The organism is Selenomonas sp. oral taxon 126, assembly GCF_001683335.1.
Taxonomy (GTDB): Bacteria; Bacillota; Negativicutes; order Selenomonadales; family Selenomonadaceae; genus Centipeda.
In genome coordinates, this window is record NZ_CP016201.1 from 2,726,044 (window position 1) to 2,746,755 (window position 20,712).

The window sequence follows — 20,712 nt, forward strand, 5'->3', positions numbered from 1 at the left end:
TCCTCCCCGTCCGTGATGATGACAAAGAGCACCTTCTCCGCACGGTAGTCCTCCGCCGTCTGCTTCTGCACCGCACGGATCTTCTCCATCATGCGCCCGATCGCATCGAGGAGAGCCGTGCCGCCGCCCACACGATAATCCTTTTCCGTCAGCGGCGCAACCGCACGGATGTCGATGCGGTCATGCAGCAGGCGATACTGATTGTCGAACAGCACCGTCGTCACACGCGCCTCGCCCGCAAGCTCCGCCTGCTCCTTCAGCATGGAGTTGAACCCGCCGATCGTATCCTTTTCGAGCCCCGCCATCGACCCGCTCCGATCGACGATAAACACCAGCTCCGTCAATCCCTTTTTCATGACAAATCCTCCTTCGTCTCTATACCATCTCCGTGGGCATTCGCCCCTGATGATTATAGTATAGGGAGGAAGGAGGACAGAAAGTGTCTACCCACTAGAAAAATCACCTATTTGCTCTGACTTATTTTTCAAACTTCAGTAAAGGTGATACGCCCATCTGTATCACATACATCACTGTATATGGATTTCATATTGGAAGATGCAGTAACAGCCTCCGAAGTATCCGCATCTTTCGAGAACGCTTCCTTGAACTCATCTTCGCTAGGGATTCGTTTCTTTTTCTGTACCCACTGATAACCTTTATATGCAATGTAAACTTCCCATGGCAATACTAATTTAAGTGCATTCACATAAATCATCTCCTATCATTGTTAAATACATATGAAAAACAGCCATATATACAAGAAGTGGCAAACGCCTCATCCCTCCTGTTCTCCAAAACAATCCGACAATCCTCGAATGAATCTATACAGTGCCCCCATATCCAAGAATTTACCACGATACGTCGATTTGTAGGACAGCTCTCCAAAAGTAATCTCATGAAGAACGATCCCATCGTCACCATTCTTTCCGCGCGTCAATTTTACTTCATGATATTTTGTACATTTGGTGCGTTGCCCATCAATAAGAATCCCTGCACCGGTAAAGAAAAGAGCTTTTTCTCCACTATCAATAATCATGTAGGTATGGCGTGCTACCAGTGGTTCTGCCTTCATATGTTTGTAGAGGTAGCGCCGAAACGATTCATCCCCTTTATAAAAAACATACTTCTGACCATTAGGCTGAACGACATTCTCATTCATCTCTTTTCTCATATCGTCGATCAGTTTCTTTTCCGCCCTTCTCCTCTTCTGAGCCAGTACCGCGCTGTCACCGAACAACTCAGGTGCAAACAGCTCATGTTCCCTCCGAAGAACAACAGCAACAGCACATCCCGGATCGACTGCGATTTCTGGAAGTTCAAGCTCCTGTTCTTTGCAGAAACGATTCAACTTTGCCTCTCTCACCGTAATAACAGCCATATCATCCCCATCAATTCCCTTGGCGATTCTTCGATACATCTTAATAATCGCAGGCTTTACAATGGCAGAAAAATTGACCCTCTGAAGCGAAATATACGCCTTTTGGTCAAAGCCCCCATTATGCATTGCCTCCTGCGCATCATCAATAACACCACTAACCGAATCAAGATTCTCCTCGACCTGATGAACCACTTGGTCAATCTGTGAAGACTCACGCAAACATTCATCAATATCAAGCGCGGCACGGAAGAGGTCATTCAGATTATCCAGCATACCAAGATAAAGTTCTACTTGGTGCATACGCTCGGTATACCGTCGCCCCTTTCCCCGTCTCTCTTCAAACAAGCGGGAAACAGTAATACAGCGCTGCACCTCTGACTGTGCCGTATCCCAAAAGAACTTCTCTGGGTATATACGTTCCTCGTCAAAAACAGATGTCAGCTTATTCCAGCGAACAGAATATTTACGCACCAAATCAGCCAGAACACGTTGGTATTTTTTCTTTAACAGCAATCTTTGCCGATTCAAAAAATCGGCCTCTGCATCAGACTCAAATTGATCGCCCGTAGGCATCGGATAGAGATACTGTGGGTCAACACGTTGGAGGAGGACTTCATAGCCTTTGCAATCACGCATGCGTGCGTACAGACCGCTCAAAAGCTGCCCATTGAGAACCTTATTGTAATCCTCATTCACCAAGATCCGAAGAATCTTTGCCGCCTCAGCCTCTTCCCCCATTCGCAAATACGTGATTGCGCAGAGTTCGAGAACCTCATTTGAACCGCCCGATATGCGAATCGCTTCTCGGAGCATATCGAGAATTTTATCACGATATGGCTCATAATTTCCCGTTCCGAGAAGAATATCCACATGTTCCAACAGACACGACGCCGCAATCGCATCCTCTCTCAGGACACGAATATGCTCAAATTCCCGATACTTCTCGAAATGCTCCACTGCCTTTTTTCTGTAATCAAGGCGAAGTTCTTCAGTGATGTCGAGATCTTTATTCTCTGCGATGTAGTTTGCTGCATTTCCAAAGAAATACCAGAAGGGCGGATAGGCGACAAATTTCTCTTTTATAGAGTCCAGACGCTCGTATTTTCTTATATCATCCGTATCCATCAATATTTTGTTATACTGATTGATTTGCCGCTCCGTCAAACGGTACTCATCTTGGAAACCATAGGTGTCAGCGAGTCTCCACGCCGTATCAAAAAGCTCCCGCCGCAATGCATTGAACTGCTCCATCGCCGCACGCTGAAGTTTCCATTCCTCTTTTTCGCGCTGAAGCAGATACTCGTTCTTGTTGCGACGATAATTCATATAGCCGACACCAACCTGCGATGCCAACGAAAATGCCATCGTATACGGATCTGTTCCTGCAACAAACACACCAAAGTTTGGAACTGCTGCCCAGAGCGCGTTCCGCATTTTCTCTTGGTATTCCCGTTCGATAAATTTTCGATCACCTTCCTGAATCTTAAAATAGGTGATCGTATCGAGCAGTTGTCTCAGGATGCGGAGAAGAGCCTCATCCTTCGGTATTTTCTCGAGGTCGAGGTTGTTCAAAATCGTATCATATTCCTGCTCCAATATGTTGAGGTCATCGTAGTCGATGATCTGCGATATGGACACCGTGCACATATTCAGAGCATAGGCGGCACGGCGTTTTTCTTCGTCCGTATACACATGCTCCTGCTTATCGTCGTGGACTAATTCTCTGTTGCTCATGATAGAGTCCTCCTATAAAATAGTTGCTGCCAATTATTTAAGGTTCATTGTCATAACAATGGGAACATGATCTGACACTGTTTTGAAATAAGTTTCAAAATCATCACCGCAATATTTCCTAACCGCATCAATTCTCCTTACATAAATGCGAACGCCCGAAAACCTATCGACGTCATAGGAAAAATGATCATAATTATTCGCATATCCCCGACCTTCATAAATAGAATCATCGACATCCTTCGACTCATTGTTGAATTTTCTCTTCAGTGTAGTCTTCTCATACTGAACAGTCTTTATCCTTTTACCGCCCCACCGATCGGCAGTCTCAATATCCGCTACATAAAATCCTGACGTATTAAAAGGTCTCCTAAGCTCAGCATTGTAATCGCCCAAGATGACTGTATATGAAGGTACTCCCCCATAGTAGACGCGATCTTCGATCTGTGGATATACTTCCTTCAAGAGGTTATCCAGTTCTCGCCGTCGCTGATTTTTGTCCGTGAAATGCGTATGCACGCACAACAGTCGTATCTCAAAGTATGGCCCTCCCTTTTCGATAGTAGTGAATCGTGCATAGTAGGGCTTGCGTTTCATTAGATCACGCTTTAAACGGCATATCCGTGGATGAAATGTCCGTTCAGTGCCGTCGTCCAATTTTGCTGTTGGTAAACCAAGACGCTTATTCTTCCACAGAAACGCATACCCTTCTGAGCGGGGATCGTTTTCCGATTCGGCATGCGCCCATGCAAATCCCCATTCTTTAGTGCCCAGTTCATATAGGATAGACCGTTTTAGACTATCCTGTTCCCAAGAAAGTGCTTTTCCGTCGCTTAAAACTTCCTGCAATGCAACAACATCAAAATCCTCTTTTCGGATGATCTCGGCGATCTTGGCTAAATCTCTTGGATGCTCTTTCCCCATCGCCGTCTGTCCAAGATTTTTCAGGTTAAACGAACCGATACGATAGCTCACATTACCACTTCCTCTCTACACGTTTACCACCTTCACCATCTCCCCCTGACTCCTGAGCCACATATCAATGCCGCTCCCATATACCTCGGCGGTAATTCGATACACGCCATTCTCCTCCGAAATAACCCTCGCCGTAGGGAGGCGATCGAGGACGGCCTCGACCGATGCGCCGCTGTAATCGAAGGTGACACGGCGGAGTTCGCCCGCATACATGAACTGGATGCGTTTACGAAACTCGCCGTCGCTGAATTTCCCGCTATGCGTCACACGGAAGGTCGCGCCCGTCGCCTCGAACCGTACAATGCGGTCGATGCGGAAGATGGTCGGGAACTCCTTGCGCCCGTCCACCAGATAGGCGATGAGGTAGAAGTAGTACTCTGAGAACATGATGGCGACGGGGTTCACCTCGTGCACACGCTCCGTGCCGTCCTGACGGCAGTAGGAGATGCGTATAGTATGCTGTGCTGTCATGTGCTGCGAGAGTTCCCAGATCGCGGAGAGCAGTTTCTTCCCGTGGCGTAGCGGGACATAGTAATGCTGCTCACTGAGGATCAGCTTCCTGACCTGTGCGCGATCCTGCGGCGCAGTCTGCCGCAACAACTTCTTTAGGAGGGCATCGAGCTCCTCTTTGCAGAAGGCACGGCTCTCAAGAAGGATCTTGCAGACGGCGAGCACATCCTCATTCGTCAGCCACTCACTCGCCGCGTGCGAGAGCAGATAGCCGCCCTGCACACGGTCATAGACAATAGATGCCTCACCCGCATCGGTACGCGTCTCCGCGAGATAGGCACGCAGCTCCTCGATGTCGCGCTGGATGGTCTTGTCCGTCACGGCAAATTTCTGCGCCAGCTCTGCCTTGCGGACGACCTCACCCCGACTCAGCCGCTCGTACAGCTGCAGCAGACGAAAGCCCTTGTTCTCCTTAAAATCAATCTCCACAGACTCACCTCATCCGCACTATTTCTTCCTCAAATGCCAATCCCAGCGACCAGCCCAATCTCCATCCACATATCCAAGACGATGGAACAAATGAAACAGCCAATATTGCCCCGTAAAAAAGAGAAAGACCATAAGCAACGCTGCAGGGATGCCAACAACAACAAACAAAATAGTCGCAATAGGATCCGTCACCAATCCATAGAGGAGCAAAATCACCGCACCGATTATCGGTCCAATAACAAAGATACCTGCGATGTAGCCCATACCGTTCTCCTCCCATTCATGCCATCCACTGCAATTACATCATAGCAATTGACGTGGACAAATTACGGGCAAGATGATGTTATTTTCGCTGTATATGTAGGAAATTTTTATTATATCTTCTATAATTTATTATCAATTTAATTTTCAATAATTATACCATGAAAATATTAATCAATCGACTTGTTTCTCACATATTTTTACATACCGTATAGCAAAAGGCATGGACACAATTCGTCCACGCCTTATCCAGATGCTCAAAAATGCGGGATCATGGACATATTCCTTGATTCCTTAACACCTCCCCCGCTCAGTTTCTACTACTCTTACTTTTTTTGAGATGCTCGGTAATCTGTGCCGACCATGTCGGAGGTATGCCCGCACCTTTGGCAAACGAGGAGATCATCGCACTGAGTGCCTCAAAGTTCGTGCGCACACCCGCCGCATCACAGGCGAACGTGGCTGCATTCTCGGCGGGGATGCCGATGTCTCCTGCGACCTTCACCGCATCGATGTTCGCACCGAGGAGGATGAACGCCCAGCCCTCTTCCTGCTGCTGTACCAACTCCCTCACTCTGTCAGGCGTCCAGTAGTACTGGCTCGCGGTCTCGATCTCCATGTTGTCCGTGACGATGATGAACATCGTACGCATGGGGCGCTCCTCGGGGCGATCCTTCTGGTGCACGAGCTGAGCCATGTGAATGCTGGCGCCGATGGAATCGAACAGCCCCCCTCTGCCGCGCTCGCCGTCCGGCTCTACGAAATCTTCGGGATGTTCATGCCTATACTGTTCCGCAAGGGTAAGGAGACGCGTAAAGCAGCCCTGTTCGATGAGCACGGAATCCTCGGTGATCGGCACGCGGGTATTACTGTCGCTGCAATGGGTGATCTCTTTATGGTCAATGCAACCGGCGATCTCTTTCCAGAGCCAAACAAGGATATCCGACCGCTCCTCCCTGAACCGCGCGATCATATCGTTGAATCCGTCGATCACATCGGACTCAAGATCCACCATCGGCCCGCTCAGCTCCAACAGAAATACCAGCTCCGTCATCGCCCCGCTGCCATCCACTTCGAGATAGCCCCTCCGACTGTCCGCCTGTCCCTTTGCCTCTGCCATGATGATTTCCTCCTCTGTACATGGTTGCTCTCTCCTAATAAAACAGCACCTCAGATTGGATGATGATGCTGAACTTATCACTGCTTTCGTAAGTATATTGAAGAGTATGGACAAATAAAGTCTATATCAAGCATATCTCAAAAACTTTTTCTCATCTGCATAGATATCCTCTATACTGTAATTTATCACTCGTTTTAATTTCCTGATAATTATAACATAAGGTGTGTTAATCATACAAGATTTTTCTCACATGATACAAACCATTGCGTTCTCTTTTCCAAGGATCACACAATGGTTTGTATATGCCCGTCTATTTCTTTTTATTCTGTGGCACGACGAACTTCTGATACCATTCTTCGATCGGCTCGGGCTTGCCCGTATCGTAGATGAACATCTCGCGCGTATTCGGGTCTACCAGAACATCATGGAGACGGGTCATGCCACGAATCTGGAACATATAGTATTCTCTGTCCGAGCCGGAAACCTTGTGGAGTTTCTGGTCGCTGCCACCGACTTCAACGACAACGGGGAATGTGTGTGCGTCGAGCCATGACTGAAAGAGCCCCTTCGCCTCACTGTAAGCGATCGGCTGTCCATTGTTCCCTGCCGCGCTCTGCGGACTTTGAACCGATGAAAAGGCTTTCTCAATCAGTGCCGCCAAGATCAGCTTGTTCTGAGGAACTTCATTAAACGCCAGATATGCCGTCTCAAACGTTCCCTGCTGCTCATTGACGACGAATTGAATCCGAGCTTTCACGGGTGCATCCTGATAGGTGCAATCTCCCGTAAACTCGACAACCTCCCTGCCGTCCTCCGCCTTAAAATGTTTCCACTGCGGGCTGCCGAAAAAGGTGGTGAATGCCTGCTCATAGCTCACAGACGGATGACTGCTCGGATAGCCGTTCCTGACCATCTGCACATATTTATCGTTGGCACTTTGCGAATGCGCGATGGTATCCTCCACATCCTTCCCGATGCTGTCTACAACACTGCTGGAACAGGCAGTACACAGGGCAAGGATCAGTATGGAGGAAATCAACATCAGCTTTTTCATTGGAATACCTCTCTTTCAAAAACCCTAAACTTTCCTATATCCTACGAGGGTTCCTCCTCTCCTCTACCTCTCCTTTGAAGTGACGAAGGATAGCAATCATACGATTGGGAAGGTGGCTCTCACAAACCTCCCGCAGTGCATCAGAGCAGCCGTAGAATGCCTCGGCGATACTACCCGCGATGCAGGCAATGGTATCGGTATCGCCGCCGAGTGAGACAGCGTTTCGAAGGGTATTGGTCACGTCCGTAGTCTCGATGAAGACGGTGATTTCCTCTGGAACACTGCCGAGATAGGCGACATCCATGTAATAGATCAGACGAATCTCATCAAGTGTGTGTCCGTGAGACTGTCATAGAGCCGACCAACAGGAGAGACAACCTTGTCCCGCACGGTCATTGTCGTGCCGATTGTGTAGCACTTGCTCCAGTGCACGTCGGACATGATGCGGATGCTCACGCCCGACGTGAATGCGTAGTCACACATCCGACGAATCTGCTCGCTCATCTCCTCCTCGATCACCTTTGCGTATGCAATCGCGACACCGCAACGTCCGCGAATCTCCATGCAATCCATGGTATCAATGCTCCTGTCTAGTGGCACAATACATCGTACAATATCGGCAATAGCACCCCCGGAGATTTTATGCCCATGGATATCCCGTACAGAACTTTGGGGGCGACGAGCACAAGCAGCACGAGCAGTACAATAAAAACAGCAAATTTGACTAACGACCCCACGATAAATTTAATCAGCCACATGGCAACCCCTACCTGCGGAAAATCCGCCCATCATCCGCCCCGTCGCGGAACATCCCGCCTCGCCAGATGCCGGGAAAAGCGCCCCGCGAGTTGGTCAATGCGTCAAACGTGCGATAGCCGTTCGCCCTGCACGCGGGGCACGGGCTCTGCACGAACACGACCAGACCGAGACGGTAGGGACAGCGTGCACACGGCGGGTGCACCGCGTGAAACGCGCTCTGCAAATTCTTCAAAATGCTCATCACACGCACCTCCTAATGAACTTTCTGTTCCTATTCTAGCAAAATCTATATCTCCATAGGTCGCCTCATATGCGACATTTTCTTATTTACCATAAGTATAGCAAAAGGCATAGACAAAATTCGTCCATGCCAAATAGCTGAATTGTTTTTCGTAAAATACATTATCAACTTGCACATTAACGTGCAACAATTTCCTCCTCAAGCAGATTAATCTTACCCGATGTTAAAGTTTTTCAGATTTTCAAAAATCTCCCTATTGATCCAAATCCTTACACACTCACCTCCGTCCCATCCCGAAACACCACCGTCATATCCTTATCCATGCCCACAGTAACGCACTCCACCATACTCGACCAAAGCTGGCTGTCGAACTCTGCCACAGGATCGGTCTGTACTTTGAGCCGCTTGATAAATCCCGCCAATCGCTCGGACTGTGCCTCCTTGGCGGAGATGGCTTCCGTCACCTCGTCAAGCCGTGCCTTGGCGGCATCGTACCGTGCCACAAGCCCCTCGTAATGCCGCTGATACTCTTCCTGATTCTGGGCAATACAGGCGTTCTGCATGACAGTTTTCTCCGTCATTTCCACCAGCACCGTAAGTTCCTGCTGCAACTTGGCTCTTTCCTCCGTAAGTGCTGTTGTGTCGCAGAGTGTCTGCCGCACGAGCCGCGCGTTCGTGACAATCTCCTCCCGCTCCGTCACCAACCGATTAAATGCCGTGACAAAGGCTTCCTTGATTTCCTTCTCCGTCACATGAGGGGTTTGGCATTTCTGCCCGTTGTACTTGTTGTTGCAGCGGTAAATCATGCGTCTGTACTTGTCCGTGGAATGCCAGACTTTAGAGCCGAAGTAGCCGCCGCATTCGCCGCACCGAATTTTCCCCGAGAAAATGCTCACGCCGCTGTATCTCCCACCTTCCCGGGTACGCCGCTCCATCTCCCGCTGTGCCATCTCGAACACGGCAGTGTCGATGATGGCAGGATGATTGTCTGTGATGTAGTAGCGCGGCAGCTGTCCCTTGTTCTCGATGATTCTGTGCGTTCGAGGATTTTCCGTAATATAGCGCTGCAGGAGAACATCTCCGACATAGACCATGTTCTGCAAAACATAGCAGATAAAGAACATGGAGCAGGCGTAGCCGTGTTCCGCAAGCCAGCGGGAGGTCTGCCGAAGGGGTACGTCCCTCAGGAAATTGTCGTAGATCACCCGTATGGCATTTGCCTCTTCCTCGCAGATAACGAAAGATTTTCCGTCCCAACGATAGCCGTAGGCTGCCGTGTGCCATTGCTCTCCACGCTCAAATTTCTTCCGGATCGACCACTTGGCATTGTCGGACTGGCTGCGGCTCTCCTCTTCCGCAAAGCCCGCCAAGATTCCAAAGCATGAGTTCCCCGTCCGCCGATAGCGACTCGATGTTCTCCTTCTCGAACCAAACGTCAATGCCGAGGGATTTCAGATGTCGCACCGTTTCCAAGAGGTCTACCGTATTTCTGGCAAATCTTGAAATACTCTTGCACAGAATGATGTCGATCTTCCCGGTATCACAATCCTCGACCAGACGCTTGAATTCCGTCCTGCGCCGGATGTCGCCGCCGGAGATGCCGCTGTCGGCGTACACCCCGACATAAATCCACGCGGGATTGTTCTGAATGAGATTGCTGTAGTAGCTGACCTGTGCCGAGAGCGAATGATTCAGTCGGTCGGATTCCATTGAAACACGGGCGTAGGCCGCCAGTTTCTTTTTGGGCGTAAGGGTCGCCACGGTCGGCTCTATGCGTGTAATCTTCATTTGTATCACCCCTCACCATATATCCCTCAACTTGGGCAAGGAGTCAACGCCATTCCCGCATATACCGTGCCGATCAGCGGTTTATATCGGCTCTACTCCCGAAGTAGTGGAAATGGTATAATCGTCCAGGGTGATGACAAATGGTCGAGAATTTTGACAAGATGCTCGCAGGATCACAGCGTCTAGAGGATCCATGGTATAATAGGCGCAGAATTTAACGAGGAAGAGCTGGCAATCCATATACATGTGGGCCTAGACAAGACGGCTGCGTTGTGCTGTCCTGTCTGCGGTGCGCCGACCAAACGGTACGGCTACGAGCCGAAGGAACGTATCCGGCGTCATGCGGACTGCCTGTTTTATCCCTGTTATGTCCACTGCAAGCGTCCCCGTGTTCTCTGCGACAAATGCGGCACAGTGCAGGTCAATGCGCCGTTTGAGCGCAAGAACAGTCGCTTTACCCTGCTGTTCGAAGGCTACGCCATGCTGCTCCTGCAAGACGTTCCTCGTGCCAGAGCCTCCCGTCTGCTTCGCTGTGACGAAAAGTCGCTCGCCGCTATCCTTACGTACTGGGTGCATGACGCGGTAAATCGTAATGAAAGCCAGCGCCTTGAGACGCTGGCCGGTATTATTCTCTTCTAGAAGTGTGAAAACCACCTGTCAAACGGGTGGTTATGATTGCCGTGGCACAAGCTCCGCCTACCAGACAAACAAACCACAGATTGCGGCAGACAGCAGGGAGACCAGCAACCCGGAGAGTATCATGTAGGACACATTGCGTGCGACGATCGTGTTGCGTTCGCTGTCAACGAGCCCCTTAAAGCAGCCGAGGATGATGCCGATTGTCCCGAGGTTGGCGAATGACGTAATGAACACGGTCATCACGGCCTGCATATGCGCGGGCCACGTACGGACGACATCCTGGATCTGCAGCATGACGACAAACTCGTTCGTGATGAACTTCGTCCCCATGTACTGAGCGATCTGGAATGCCTCTGCCGGCGCAAGACCAAGCAGCCACGCGAATGGGAACAGTATGACGCCGAGGATGAGCTCAAGCGAGAGCGATGGGTGCAGAATGCCGAGGAGGAGGTCGACGCACTTGAGCAGGGCAACGATGGCGATGACATTCGCGCAGATGATGAGCACGAGGCGGCCTGCACCGATGATCGACTCTGCAAGGTAGGAGAAGAACGGCTCGCGCCCGCCTCCTTCGTGGATCGTTGCAATCGTGTCCTCCTCCGGCGCAACCTTTACGGGATGGAGGAGCGAGGAGACGAGCAGCGCGTTGATGACATTCAGCGGGATTGCCGTGACGACATATTCCGCCGGCATCATCTTGACATAGACGGCGATGAGTGACGCCGTCACGCAGCTCATCGACATGAGACCGATGGTCAGCACGCGTTCCTTGCTCATCTTCATGAGCTGGAGTTTCGACACAGCGAGTGCCTCCGTGTTGCCGAGAAACATCATCTCGATGGCGAAGAATGACTCGAACTTCGGCGCGCGGGTGAGAAATGTGAGCAGCTTGCCAATCTAGCGAATGACGAACGGCAAAATGCCGAAATACGTGAGGATGTCAAAGAGCGGCACGACGAAGAGAATCGGCAGCAATGCCGCAGCAAAGAAGTTCATCTGCGGCACGTTGACCCAGTCAGGGAACACGAACGCGATGCCGACGTACGAGATGTTGATCAGCTCCGTGAATCCGCCTGCGGCAGCCGTAATCATCTCACGCCCGATCTCGAACGAGGTCAGAAACCACGCGAGCATGAGGTTCAGCGCGAGAAGAGAGGCGACCGAACGCCACTGGATCTCCTTGCGGTTCCGCGATGCGAGCACCCCGATTCCGAGGAATACAACAAGGCCGAGCAAGTTGACGAAGAAAAACATACGAAATCCCCCCATCGCAGTTGTTAGGAATCGCTGATAAAATGAAGTCCGTCAGATTGGCGCAGATTTTTTCGTCCGAACTAGAAGGCAAACCGGACGCAGAGTGGGGCTCTGTGGAGGATTTGCCGACGAAGTACGGGCAAAAAAGATGCGCTAAGATGGCGGTGCTGAATTTATCAGTGCTTCCGTTAGTACCGAACGACCTTGTCTTTCTCCACACGGGCATAGACGAGCGGACGGACGGGCGGCTTCTCTGTGCCGATGGTAATCGCCGCGCGGTAGAGCTGCGCCGCGCTGTCGCCGCGCTGTGTGCTGTCCGTGTAGAGCGTTGCGATGACATCATCCGACTTCACTGCGTCGCCATACTTCTTGTGCAGGATGAGACCGGCGGCGAAATCAATCGGACTGTCCTTCGTCTCGCGTCCCGCACCGAGCACGACGCTTGCCTCGCCGATTTTCTCCGCGTCCATAGCCGTGATGTAGCCGTCTGCGTTCGCGTGGATCTGCACATGTACGGCCGCCTGCGCGAACTTCGACGCGTCGCGCAGCACGGCATCGTCACCGCCCTGCCGTCGCACCATCGTACAGAAGGTCTCGAACGCCGATCCGTCGGCAATCGACTGCTCCGCCATGCGGCGGCACTCCTCAATCGTGCCCTTGCCGACGAGGTAGAGCATGTTCTCCGCGAGTTGGAGCGACACCTCCGTCAGGTCATGCGGCCCCTTGCCGCGCAGCACGTCCATCGACTCCGCAACCTCGATGCTGTTGCCAATGCCGAGCCCCAGCGGCGTGTCCATGTCGGTAATCAGCGCGACGGTGCGCCGTCCTGCGCCCTCGCCGATGGCGACCATCGTCTGTGCAAGCGCGATGGCATCGTCGAGCGTCTTCATAAACGCGCCCGAGCCTGTCTTGACATCGAGCAGGATGCAATCCGAGCCGGCGGCGAGCTTCTTGCTCATGATCGAGGACGCGATCAGCGGAATCGAGTCCACCGTCGCCGTCACGTCGCGCAGCGCGTAGAGTTTCTTGTCCGCCGGCGCGAGGTTGCCCGACTGCCCGATGACGGATACGCCGCATTCGTTCACGATGGAGAAGAATTTCTCGCGCGAAATCGCCGTCTCATAGCCGGGGATGGCCTCCAGTTTGTCCACGGTACCGCCCGTGTGCCCGAGACCGCGGCCGCTCATCTTTGCGACGCGCCCACCGCAGGCGGCGACAATCGGAGCGCAGATGAGCGTCGTCTTGTCGCCGACACCGCCGGTGGAGTGCTTGTCCACCTTTTTGCCGGCAATCGCCGAGAGGTCGACACGGTCGCCCGAGTCCGCCATTGCAATCGTCAGCTCCGTCGTCTCCTGTGCCGTCATGCCGCTGAACCAGATTGCCATCAGCATGGCGGACATCTGGTAGTCGGGAATCTCGCCCGCGACATAGCCTTCGACCATATAGCGCAGCTCCTCGGCAGTGAGCGCGCCGCCGTGCTTTTTCTTCGTAATCAGGTCATACATGCGCATGGGTCGATCCTCCTCAGTGCGCAAGAATGCGCGGCAGCAGGCTCTCGCCCTTCGTCGTCAGTTCTGCACCAAACATATCCGCCACGGTCGCGCCGATCATGGCGAATGTCGGGTATGTCCCGAGGTTGACCCCTTTGCGGATCTGTGCGCCGTAGACGAGGAGCGGCACGTACTCACGCGTGTGATCCGTGCCGGGGGCATCGGGATCGCAGCCGTGGTCGGCCGTAATCATCAGCACATCGTCCTCGCGCATATGCTCCATGAATGTGCCGAGCTGCACGTCGAACTCCGTTGTCGCGCGTGCATAGCCTGCAATGTCGCGCCTGTGCCCATACGTCATGTCAAAATCGACGAGGTTGACGAAGCACAGCCCCGTGAAGTCCTCCTGCTGGATGCGAAGTGTCTTTTCCATACCGTCGGCGTTGCTCTCGTTGACACCCGTGCTGCGCGTGACGCCGCGCCCCGCGAAGATGTCGCTGATCTTGCCGACGGCGATGACCTCATGCCCCTGCCGTACGAGCGCGTCCATCATCGTATCGCCCGTCGGGTCGAGGGAGAAGTCGTGACGATGTGCTGTGCGCTCGTAGTTCGGATAGCTGCCGACGTACGGCCGTGCAATGATGCGCCCGACGCCGTGCTCGCCCTGCATGATCTTGCGCGCCGCACGGCAGTAGTCATAGAGCCGTTCGACGGGGACATCGGCCTCGTTCGCCGCGATCTGCAGTACACTGTCCGCCGACGTGTAGACGATGAGTCCGCCCGTCTCCTCCTGCTCGCGTCCGTAGTCGTGGATGACCTGTGTGCCGGAGTAGGGCTTGTTGCAGAGGATTTTCTTCCCGTCGCATGCCGCCGAGAGCTGCTCGAGGATCTCCGTCGGGAATCCGTTCGGATACGTCGGCATGGGCTGCTCGGAGACGATGCCTGCGATTTCCCAGTGTCCGATCGTCGTGTCCTTGCCGCGCGAGAGTTCCCGCAGCCGTGCAAAAGCACCGATGGGGCTGTCTGCGGACGTACCACAGCCGATGCCGTCGATGTTAAAGAGACCGAGCTTCGTGAGGTTCGGCGCGTGCAGTTCCGGCGATGTCGTCAGCGACGCGAGCGTGTTGCAGCGCCCGTCGCCAAAGTCGGCTGCGTCCGGTGCACACCCGATGCCAAAGCTGTCGAGGACGATGAGGAATACGCGTTTGATACCAGCCATTGCTATCTCCTCCTATAATTAGGGAAGCACTGATAAATTCTGCACCACCATCTTAGCGCATCTTTTTCGCCCTGTCTGTGTCGACAAATCCTCCACATAGCTCTTGCAGCGTTGGGTTTGTCTTCTTGACAGAACAAAAAATCTGCACTAATCTGGCGGACTTCATTTTATCAGCGATTCCCTAGGCAATCGACGCCTCCAGTGCAATCTCGATCATCTCGCTGAACGATGTCTGACGCTCCTCTGCCGTGGAGGGCGGCTCGTCGCTGACGAGGTGGTCGCTGACGGTAAAGAGTGCGAGGGCGCGTACGCCGAACTTCGCCGCGATGAGGTAGAGTGCCGCTGCCTCCATCTCCAGACCGAGAACGCCGTAGCTCGCGAGCTTTTGAATGTCGAGTTCGTCATCGTAGAAGCGATCCTGCGACATCACGTTTCCGACGCGCATGGCGATGCCTTTGTCGACGGCGGCCTGATACGCAGAGCGCAGCAGATCAAAGTTCGCAACCGGTGCAAAGTTGACCGCAGAGCCGAAGATGTTGCGCGGCATGGAGGAGTCGGTCGTCGTCGCCTGCGCGATGAGGACGTCGCGGATGTGGATGTCCTTGTGGCATGCACCGCAGCTGCCGATGCGGATCAGCGTCTTGCAGCCGTACTCGCGGATGAGCTCGTTGACGTAGATGGAGATGGACGGCATCCCCATGCCCGTTCCCTGCACGGAGATGGGATGCCCCTTATACGTGCCGGTGTAGCCGAGGATGTTGCGAACGTTCGTGTACTCTTTCGCACCCTCGAGGAAGTTCTCGGCGATGTACTTGGCGCGGAGTGGGTCACCCGGCAGGAGAATGCGCTCGGCGATTTCGCCCTTTGCGGCTGCAATGTGTGGAGTTGGCATGATGTGTACCTCTCTTTCATAACAGTTGAAGAAAATTTATCGAAAACCGACATAGCGGTCTATGCCCGATACTCACTGCACCGCCTCAAAGATGAGCTGCAGGAGGAACAGTACACCAAGAACGTAGGAGAGCGTGCCGAGCTCGCGCCGACGCCCCGTAAACACCTTCATCATCGGGTGCGCGGCGAAACCGAACGCCAACCCCGTCGAGATGCTATTTGTCAGCGGGATGAGCACGATGATGAGGAACGCAGGGAACCACTCTGAGAAATCCTGAAAGTGGATGTTTTCGAGCTGCTGCATCATCAGAGCCCCTGTGATGATGATGACCGGCGCAACAGCCGCCTGCGGAACGTAGGCGAGCAGGGGGATGAATACAAGCGTGAGCAGGAACAGTGCGCCGCCGACGAGTGCCGTCAGTCCCCTCCGCCCTCCCTCTACGATGCCCGCCGCACTCTCCGCGGCAGCAACCGTCGGGCTCGTCCCGAGCACCGAGGAAAACACGGCTGTCAGCGACGAGGCGCGAAACGCGTTGCGGAACTTCTCCGTATCGGGCAGCAGTCCTTCGAGCAATCCGATGGACTCAAAGACGAGGATCATCGTCATCGAGAATACCGCAAGCCAGAACGAAATCGTCAGCACGGCGGAGAAGTCCTCCACAAAGAGCAGCGCGCCGTACTCGCCGAGCCGCGTCATATCAATCTCAATCGTATTCGCATGAACGAGGTCGAACACATTGGCGATGACCGTCACAATGAGGATGGCGATGAAAAAACCGCCCTTCACCCGCTGCTGGTAGAACAGCAAACTCAACACGAGACCGAGGAGTGCAAGCTGCGCAGACGGATTTTGCAGATCGCCGAGCGCGAGGATCGAGTTCTCGCCGGCGCGGATCAACTCCGCCTTCTCCAACCCAATCTCCACGAGGAACAAACCGATGCCCGCTGTCACTGCGTATTTCAGTGATTTCGGCACAGCATCTGCCAGAACCCTGCCCGCGCGCGTCACCGCAAGTGCGAAGAAGATGAGCGCCGAGATGAGAGAGATGGCAAGTGCCTCCTGCCAACGGAACCCCATGTTCGTCACGACGGTATATGTGAAGAATGCATTGATCCCCATGCCGGGGGTCAAGATGATCGGCTCATCCGCCCAGAGCGCCATCAGCAGACAGCCGACCGCCGAGGCGAATATCGTCGCGAACACGCTCAGCTCCGCCGGGATTCCGCCGTCTGCAAGAATCAGCGGGTTGACGATGATGATGTACGAGATGGCAAAGAATGATGTCAGCCCTGCCATCACTTCCACGCGTTTGCTCTGCACGCTGTCCGAACTCATACCGCACTCCCCTTTCTTTTTTGATTATACTAAATATGCCAAACGAAAAAAAAGGACATGTGACTTTTCAGCGCGCTTTTTTTCGCTAAAATAGAAAGAGACTGCACTGAGAGGAGAGTCACCATGCTGTTACCGTCGTTCCCCGAGATACCGCCACACCTGCTGCGCGTTGCGCGGCCCCTCACATTCCAGCCCGACGAGATCATCCGCTGCAAGGGGACGCATGCCGACACGGTTTACATCCTCCTTGCGGGGCGCGTGCGCATCATCAATGAGTTCTCAAGCGGCGATCGGTATGTGTTTGCCATCGCCGACCCGCCTACATTCCTCGGCGAGTACGAGGCTCTTGCAGGCACGCTGTACTATGCCGCGACGTGTGAGGCAGAGACGGTGTGCGATCTGCTTGCCGTCAGCATCGATGCGTTCAGTGCGTGGCTCCAGCGCGACGCCGGAGCAGCATTTGCCGTCGCCTGTATGATCGCGCGAAAATCTTGGCCTGTTTCGGATGAATACGGTCAGATCAAATACATGACGGTTCAATCGTGCCTCTTCGCCTACCTGCGAAAGAAACTGCCCGCATGCGATGCCGCCGTGCGGCTTCCCATGCGCCGACAGGACATTGCCGATGCCATCGGCACGAGTTTAAAGACAGTCAACCGCAGCGTTGACCGCCTCCGTGCAGAGGGGCTTCTCTCCCTCGACCGCGGCAAGCTCGCCCTCACACCTGAGCAATGCGCCAAGGTGCGGGCGATGAATGATGTTGTATAAATAAAGTTGACAACTTCTTCGCAAGGATTTTAGATCTCAAACTTCGCAGAAAAATAATCCGCTGCAAGCCTTGAAAAATCATTCTTTCTACACAATAAAATAGCATGAGCGACATCCATTTGGTATAATTTAACTACCAAGAAAAACATCCAATGGAGGCTCATGCCATGAACAGTATAGCACAAACCAACCAGTCTGAGAAACAGCTTTCCAAGAAAATGCAATCTTTTCTCAGCCGTTACCATGTCGGCCGACTCCTTTGCACCGCAAACGCCTACAAGAACATCCGATGTGTGATGAGGGGAAGATACAGGAGCAGCTGGAGCTTTTCCTGTCCGATCTGCCGTCGCTGCTGTCACAAAAGCTGCGAGAATGTGCATGACGGATGTGTTTTTTCAGTCACAAACCTATGGTTTTCAATGCTTGAGATGTGTTTTTGATATGCGAAGTTTGAATTCCATAAACAAAAACCGCCCTCCCTGCACCAACAGAGAGAGCGGAAGACATGAAACGAATCATGCCCAACACATCCATACTACCATGATTCGCCTCCTAAATCAAGGAGGTATATTTATGTCCGGCAAAATCAGAACCAGAAAGCGCGGAAGCAGCTACTCCTACGGCTTCGAAACCACCAAAAACCCGCGCCGCATCAAAGAGAAAGGAAGCTTTGCCACAGAAGAAGCCTACCAAGCAGGCATCAAAGCCTACACCGACTGGAAAAACGGCAACTCCTCTACACCAGCTACTTCGAGACACCAAAAACCGAAAGCAACACCCGCACCTTCTACGCCGACAGCGCCCTCCTCAGCTACCTGCGCACCCTGCGTGCGGCACAGGCGGCAGACGAAATGAAACGGGAAACTGCCCGCATCTTCGAACGGATCGTAGGCAAGTAAAACCGTAGGCAAATCGTAGATAAAAACAAACAGACAGGTATAAAAGCCCTTGTCATTCAAGGGCGCAAGGGCTTTCATGCCATCTTGTATTATTTTGTTGACTAATACCGCCGCAAAAATTCGCGTCCGAAAACGGTGACGGTGTAGTAGAATCCGATGAGGAACGGGAGGTATTCGGCGATGAGACGCCAGCAGACGGCGACGATGCCGACCGTGCCTGCGGGGACGGTCGCGGCAAAGAGGAGGACAAAGCCGCCCTCGGCGATGCCGGAGCCGCCCGGCGTTGGGCTGAAGTAGAGGAGCATATTGAGGAAGATCATGCGCCCCATGACGGTGTACCAGTCCGCATCCGTAACGCCGAGTCCGAGCAGGAGGCACGGCACAACGGCATAGATACAGAGGAGGTTCAGCCCCGACTCGGCGAAGACGACGAGCATCTGACGCGGCGCGCCGAGGAGGAGCGAGATTGCGCTCTTCGTGTCGCGGTAGAGTCCAAAGAGCTGATGCCGCTTCTTGTCGCGCAGGCGACGCGCAATCCAGACGACGAGATAGTCAAGGTATCCGCGCCGCGCACCAACGACGATGAGGACGATGCCGACGAATGCGGCAAGCGTGACCGCCATGAGGACATCATTCGATATCCCCGGCACAATCCCCTCATCGTGCAGGAAGATGAACGGCATACAGAGCGCGAGAAAGAAGATCGAGAGCAGCGTCCGCACAATGACGAGAACAGCAGCCTTACCCGTGGGCACGCCCGCATGGCGCAGGAACATGACCTGTGCGACTGCGCCGCCTGTCGCACCCGGTGTAAGGAGTGCGAGGAAATAATTGCCGAAGATCACCTGTACCGCTTGGTACAAGGTGATTTTTTCATTGGAGATTTTGACGAGGTGCATGAGGCGGCTACCGTCAAAGAACATCCCAAGCCCGACGGCAAGGAGTGCGAGGAGGAGTGACCACGAATGAAAGCGCGTCAGATTTTGGAGCGTATTGATGTCCACCGTTGTGTAGATGACGGCAGCAGAGATGCCGACAACGAGCACAAAAAGAAGGAGAAAGCGCCGCGCAAATTTACTCATGCTCTACGCTCTCCCCTTTCTCGACCGTTACAAATGTCTCAGGCATATGTACTCCACGCAAACGCTTAGTTACGCAAACGGTCGGGCACTTATCTGCCTAAATACCTGCGGACTTCTTAAACGCGCTTCGCTTGAACGAAAGAAATCCCCAGGGGGCAGAACGTGCCCTTTTCCCGCTTGCTCCACTAGGGTTTGCTTTGGAGTACAACATGACTTCAGTTCTGCTTCAGATACTCTTCATGCGCCGCAAAGGCGTTGTGGCTGTGGATGGACTCCTCATTCTCGCATTCCAGTGAGAAATATGCAAGCCCCGGCAGGGCACGCAGCGCGAGGACGGTATCGCGCAGGATGTCCTCAACGAATTTCGGATTCTCGTATGCCGCCTCGGTGACATGCTTCTCATCCGCACGCTTGAGCAGCGGATAGATCGGCGCAGATCCCTGTCGTTCGAGAAGTTCTGCCAGATCCTCGATGTAGATACACGGCACCCCCTCGCGATACCTGAGCCGCACGCGCGCCGTGGATCGCTGATTGTGCGCCCCGTAGGCGGAGATCTCCTTGCTGCACGGGCAGAGCGAGGTGAACAGCATTGCAAGTCCGAGTTCAAACTGCATCGGCTCGCCGCGGCGCTTGCGCCCCGTAAAGGAGGCATCCACATCGAGCAGCGACGTGCGTCCGCTGACGGGTGCCTTTTTTTCGAGAAAATAGGTAAAGGCAAGCGATACTTCAGCCGCCTCTGCATGAAGACGATCCAATGCCTCCGTGAGCATGGCGTCCATCTCCTCCTCGGCGAGCGGTTTCTCGCTCCACGGCAGGAGGATTTCGAGGAAGCGGCTCATATGCGTCCCCTTGAACCCCATCGGCAGGGAGACGGTGAACGTGATGCGC

Annotated in this window: 26 protein-coding genes; 2 read left to right on the forward strand and 24 right to left on the reverse strand. The window is 53.4% G+C overall.

Translation table 11 applies throughout. The features are described 5' to 3' along the window. From AXF19_RS14640 to AXF19_RS15665, 13 genes are all read right to left on the reverse strand, one after another. On the reverse strand, positions 1 to 356 hold a 356-nt coding region (locus AXF19_RS14640), incomplete at its 3' end, for a vWA domain-containing protein (RefSeq protein ID WP_172837399.1). A gap of 128 nt (positions 357 to 484) precedes the next feature. After that, positions 485 to 706, reverse strand: coding sequence for a hypothetical protein (locus AXF19_RS12505; protein WP_066849567.1), 222 nt, complete (start codon positions 704 to 706; stop codon positions 485 to 487). A gap of 69 nt (positions 707 to 775) precedes the next feature. Then, entirely contained in the window at positions 776 to 3,112 is a 2,337-nt protein-coding gene (locus AXF19_RS12510; RefSeq protein ID WP_066849570.1) for a hypothetical protein, read from the reverse strand. Positions 3,113 to 3,145: 33 nt separating this feature from the next. Continuing rightward, entirely contained in the window at positions 3,146 to 4,084 is a 939-nt protein-coding gene (locus AXF19_RS12515; RefSeq protein ID WP_066849573.1) for an endonuclease/exonuclease/phosphatase family protein, read from the reverse strand. A gap of 15 nt (positions 4,085 to 4,099) precedes the next feature. Next, positions 4,100 to 5,023, reverse strand: coding sequence for a helix-turn-helix transcriptional regulator (locus AXF19_RS12520; RefSeq protein ID WP_066849576.1), 924 nt, complete (start codon positions 5,021 to 5,023; stop codon positions 4,100 to 4,102). Positions 5,024 to 5,041: 18 nt separating this feature from the next. Further along, the gene (locus AXF19_RS12525) at positions 5,042 to 5,287 is read right to left on the reverse strand and encodes a hypothetical protein (RefSeq protein WP_066849579.1); all 246 of its coding nucleotides are present in this window, start codon (positions 5,285 to 5,287) and stop codon (positions 5,042 to 5,044) included. Positions 5,288 to 5,594: 307 nt separating this feature from the next. Then, a complete protein-coding gene (locus tag AXF19_RS12530; RefSeq protein ID WP_084784838.1) occupies positions 5,595 to 6,404 on the reverse strand; it encodes a hypothetical protein in 810 nt (269 codons plus the stop codon). A 310-nt stretch (positions 6,405 to 6,714) separates the two neighbouring features. Next, on the reverse strand, positions 6,715 to 7,458 hold the full coding sequence (locus tag AXF19_RS12535; protein WP_066849584.1) for a hypothetical protein: 744 nt from the start codon (positions 7,456 to 7,458) through the stop codon (positions 6,715 to 6,717). 34 nt (positions 7,459 to 7,492) lie between these two features. Next, positions 7,493 to 7,762 carry an ADP-ribosylglycohydrolase family protein gene (locus AXF19_RS12540; RefSeq protein ID WP_066849593.1) on the reverse strand — a complete coding sequence of 90 codons (270 nt, stop codon included), beginning with the start codon at positions 7,760 to 7,762 and terminating at the stop codon, positions 7,493 to 7,495. 8 nt (positions 7,763 to 7,770) lie between these two features. Next, positions 7,771 to 8,031, reverse strand: a complete 261-nt coding sequence (locus tag AXF19_RS12545) for a hypothetical protein (protein ID WP_066849596.1) — start codon at positions 8,029 to 8,031, stop codon at positions 7,771 to 7,773. Between the two features lie 193 nt (positions 8,032 to 8,224). After that, positions 8,225 to 8,458 (reverse strand): molecular chaperone DnaJ, encoded by a 234-nt coding sequence (locus tag AXF19_RS12550; RefSeq protein WP_066849598.1) that lies wholly within the window; start codon positions 8,456 to 8,458, stop codon positions 8,225 to 8,227. Positions 8,459 to 8,727: 269 nt separating this feature from the next. Next, on the reverse strand, positions 8,728 to 9,828 hold the full coding sequence (locus AXF19_RS15660) for a recombinase family protein (RefSeq protein ID WP_237141624.1): 1,101 nt from the start codon (positions 9,826 to 9,828) through the stop codon (positions 8,728 to 8,730). Further along, entirely contained in the window at positions 9,755 to 10,246 is a 492-nt protein-coding gene (locus AXF19_RS15665) for a recombinase family protein (RefSeq protein WP_237141625.1), read from the reverse strand. Before AXF19_RS15665 ends, AXF19_RS15660 begins: the two co-directional genes overlap by 74 nt. 480 nt (positions 10,247 to 10,726) lie before the next feature. On the opposite strand from AXF19_RS15665, the gene AXF19_RS16075 reads away from it, so the two are divergent. After that, positions 10,727 to 10,885: a hypothetical protein gene (locus AXF19_RS16075; RefSeq protein WP_442983850.1), complete on the forward strand. Its 159-nt coding sequence runs from the start codon at positions 10,727 to 10,729 to the stop codon at positions 10,883 to 10,885. A gap of 57 nt (positions 10,886 to 10,942) precedes the next feature. On the opposite strand, the gene AXF19_RS15885 is transcribed toward AXF19_RS16075, so the two are convergent. The 6 genes from AXF19_RS15885 to AXF19_RS12585 form a co-directional block, all read right to left on the reverse strand. Next, the gene (locus AXF19_RS15885) at positions 10,943 to 11,719 is read right to left on the reverse strand and encodes a nucleoside transporter C-terminal domain-containing protein (RefSeq protein WP_237141627.1); all 777 of its coding nucleotides are present in this window, start codon (positions 11,717 to 11,719) and stop codon (positions 10,943 to 10,945) included. Between the two features lie 63 nt (positions 11,720 to 11,782). Further along, positions 11,783 to 12,139 (reverse strand): Na+ dependent nucleoside transporter N-terminal domain-containing protein, encoded by a 357-nt coding sequence (locus AXF19_RS15890; RefSeq protein ID WP_237141628.1) that lies wholly within the window; start codon positions 12,137 to 12,139, stop codon positions 11,783 to 11,785. 188 nt (positions 12,140 to 12,327) lie between these two features. Then, positions 12,328 to 13,650: a pyrimidine-nucleoside phosphorylase gene (locus AXF19_RS12570; RefSeq protein WP_066849600.1), complete on the reverse strand. Its 1,323-nt coding sequence runs from the start codon at positions 13,648 to 13,650 to the stop codon at positions 12,328 to 12,330. Between the two features lie 13 nt (positions 13,651 to 13,663). Next, a complete protein-coding gene (locus AXF19_RS12575) occupies positions 13,664 to 14,848 on the reverse strand; it encodes a phosphopentomutase (protein WP_066849607.1) in 1,185 nt (394 codons plus the stop codon). Between the two features lie 181 nt (positions 14,849 to 15,029). After that, entirely contained in the window at positions 15,030 to 15,740 is a 711-nt protein-coding gene (deoD, locus tag AXF19_RS12580; protein WP_066849610.1) for a purine-nucleoside phosphorylase, read from the reverse strand. A gap of 72 nt (positions 15,741 to 15,812) precedes the next feature. Further along, a complete protein-coding gene (locus tag AXF19_RS12585) occupies positions 15,813 to 17,075 on the reverse strand; it encodes an NCS2 family permease (protein WP_066849613.1) in 1,263 nt (420 codons plus the stop codon). A 123-nt stretch (positions 17,076 to 17,198) separates the two neighbouring features. On the opposite strand from AXF19_RS12585, the gene AXF19_RS12590 reads away from it, so the two are divergent. Then, a complete protein-coding gene (locus AXF19_RS12590; protein ID WP_066849616.1) occupies positions 17,199 to 17,843 on the forward strand; it encodes a Crp/Fnr family transcriptional regulator in 645 nt (214 codons plus the stop codon). Positions 17,844 to 17,872: 29 nt separating this feature from the next. On the opposite strand, the gene AXF19_RS12595 is transcribed toward AXF19_RS12590, so the two are convergent. The 5 genes from AXF19_RS12595 to folE2 all read right to left on the reverse strand — a co-directional run. Beyond that, positions 17,873 to 18,202, reverse strand: coding sequence for a hypothetical protein (locus AXF19_RS12595; RefSeq protein ID WP_216634946.1), 330 nt, complete (start codon positions 18,200 to 18,202; stop codon positions 17,873 to 17,875). A gap of 40 nt (positions 18,203 to 18,242) precedes the next feature. Next, positions 18,243 to 18,377, reverse strand: a complete 135-nt coding sequence (locus AXF19_RS15770) for a hypothetical protein (RefSeq protein ID WP_257759437.1) — start codon at positions 18,375 to 18,377, stop codon at positions 18,243 to 18,245. A 173-nt stretch (positions 18,378 to 18,550) separates the two neighbouring features. Further along, a complete protein-coding gene (locus AXF19_RS14780) occupies positions 18,551 to 18,820 on the reverse strand; it encodes a hypothetical protein (RefSeq protein WP_066849621.1) in 270 nt (89 codons plus the stop codon). 23 nt (positions 18,821 to 18,843) lie between these two features. Next, positions 18,844 to 19,824: a lysylphosphatidylglycerol synthase transmembrane domain-containing protein gene (locus AXF19_RS12605; RefSeq protein WP_066849623.1), complete on the reverse strand. Its 981-nt coding sequence runs from the start codon at positions 19,822 to 19,824 to the stop codon at positions 18,844 to 18,846. 215 nt (positions 19,825 to 20,039) lie between these two features. Further along, the coding region (folE2, locus tag AXF19_RS12610) for a GTP cyclohydrolase FolE2 (protein ID WP_066850289.1) at positions 20,040 to 20,712 on the reverse strand (673 nt) is incomplete at its 5' end.

What these genes read in the sequence shown, in the direction of transcription:
- AXF19_RS12510 (WP_066849570.1), bottom strand. Translation starts at nt 3,112, where the DNA reads ATGAGCAACAGAGAATTAGTCCACGACGATAAGCAGGAGCATGTGTAT.
- AXF19_RS12525 (WP_066849579.1), bottom strand. Translation starts at nt 5,287, where the DNA reads ATGGGCTACATCGCAGGTATCTTTGTTATTGGACCGATAATCGGTGCG.
- AXF19_RS12530 (WP_084784838.1), bottom strand. Translation starts at nt 6,404, where the DNA reads ATGGCAGAGGCAAAGGGACAGGCGGACAGTCGGAGGGGCTATCTCGAA.
- AXF19_RS12535 (WP_066849584.1), bottom strand. Translation starts at nt 7,458, where the DNA reads ATGAAAAAGCTGATGTTGATTTCCTCCATACTGATCCTTGCCCTGTGT.
- AXF19_RS12540 (WP_066849593.1), bottom strand. Translation starts at nt 7,762, where the DNA reads ATGGATGTCGCCTATCTCGGCAGTGTTCCAGAGGAAATCACCGTCTTC.
- AXF19_RS12545 (WP_066849596.1), bottom strand. Translation starts at nt 8,031, where the DNA reads ATGGATTGCATGGAGATTCGCGGACGTTGCGGTGTCGCGATTGCATAC.
- AXF19_RS12550 (WP_066849598.1), bottom strand. Translation starts at nt 8,458, where the DNA reads ATGAGCATTTTGAAGAATTTGCAGAGCGCGTTTCACGCGGTGCACCCG.
- AXF19_RS15665 (WP_237141625.1), bottom strand. Translation starts at nt 10,246, where the DNA reads ATGAAGATTACACGCATAGAGCCGACCGTGGCGACCCTTACGCCCAAA.
- AXF19_RS16075 (WP_442983850.1), top strand. Translation starts at nt 10,727, where the DNA reads ATGCTGCTCCTGCAAGACGTTCCTCGTGCCAGAGCCTCCCGTCTGCTT.
- AXF19_RS15885 (WP_237141627.1), bottom strand. Translation starts at nt 11,719, where the DNA reads ATGATGTTTCTCGGCAACACGGAGGCACTCGCTGTGTCGAAACTCCAG.
- AXF19_RS15890 (WP_237141628.1), bottom strand. Translation starts at nt 12,139, where the DNA reads ATGTTTTTCTTCGTCAACTTGCTCGGCCTTGTTGTATTCCTCGGAATC.
- AXF19_RS12570 (WP_066849600.1), bottom strand. Translation starts at nt 13,650, where the DNA reads ATGCGCATGTATGACCTGATTACGAAGAAAAAGCACGGCGGCGCGCTC.
- AXF19_RS12575 (WP_066849607.1), bottom strand. Translation starts at nt 14,848, where the DNA reads ATGGCTGGTATCAAACGCGTATTCCTCATCGTCCTCGACAGCTTTGGC.
- deoD (WP_066849610.1), bottom strand. Translation starts at nt 15,740, where the DNA reads ATGCCAACTCCACACATTGCAGCCGCAAAGGGCGAAATCGCCGAGCGC.
- AXF19_RS12585 (WP_066849613.1), bottom strand. Translation starts at nt 17,075, where the DNA reads ATGAGTTCGGACAGCGTGCAGAGCAAACGCGTGGAAGTGATGGCAGGG.
- AXF19_RS12590 (WP_066849616.1), top strand. Translation starts at nt 17,199, where the DNA reads ATGCTGTTACCGTCGTTCCCCGAGATACCGCCACACCTGCTGCGCGTT.
- AXF19_RS15770 (WP_257759437.1), bottom strand. Translation starts at nt 18,377, where the DNA reads ATGGATGTGTTGGGCATGATTCGTTTCATGTCTTCCGCTCTCTCTGTT.
- AXF19_RS14780 (WP_066849621.1), bottom strand. Translation starts at nt 18,820, where the DNA reads ATGAAAGCCCTTGCGCCCTTGAATGACAAGGGCTTTTATACCTGTCTG.
- AXF19_RS12605 (WP_066849623.1), bottom strand. Translation starts at nt 19,824, where the DNA reads ATGAGTAAATTTGCGCGGCGCTTTCTCCTTCTTTTTGTGCTCGTTGTC.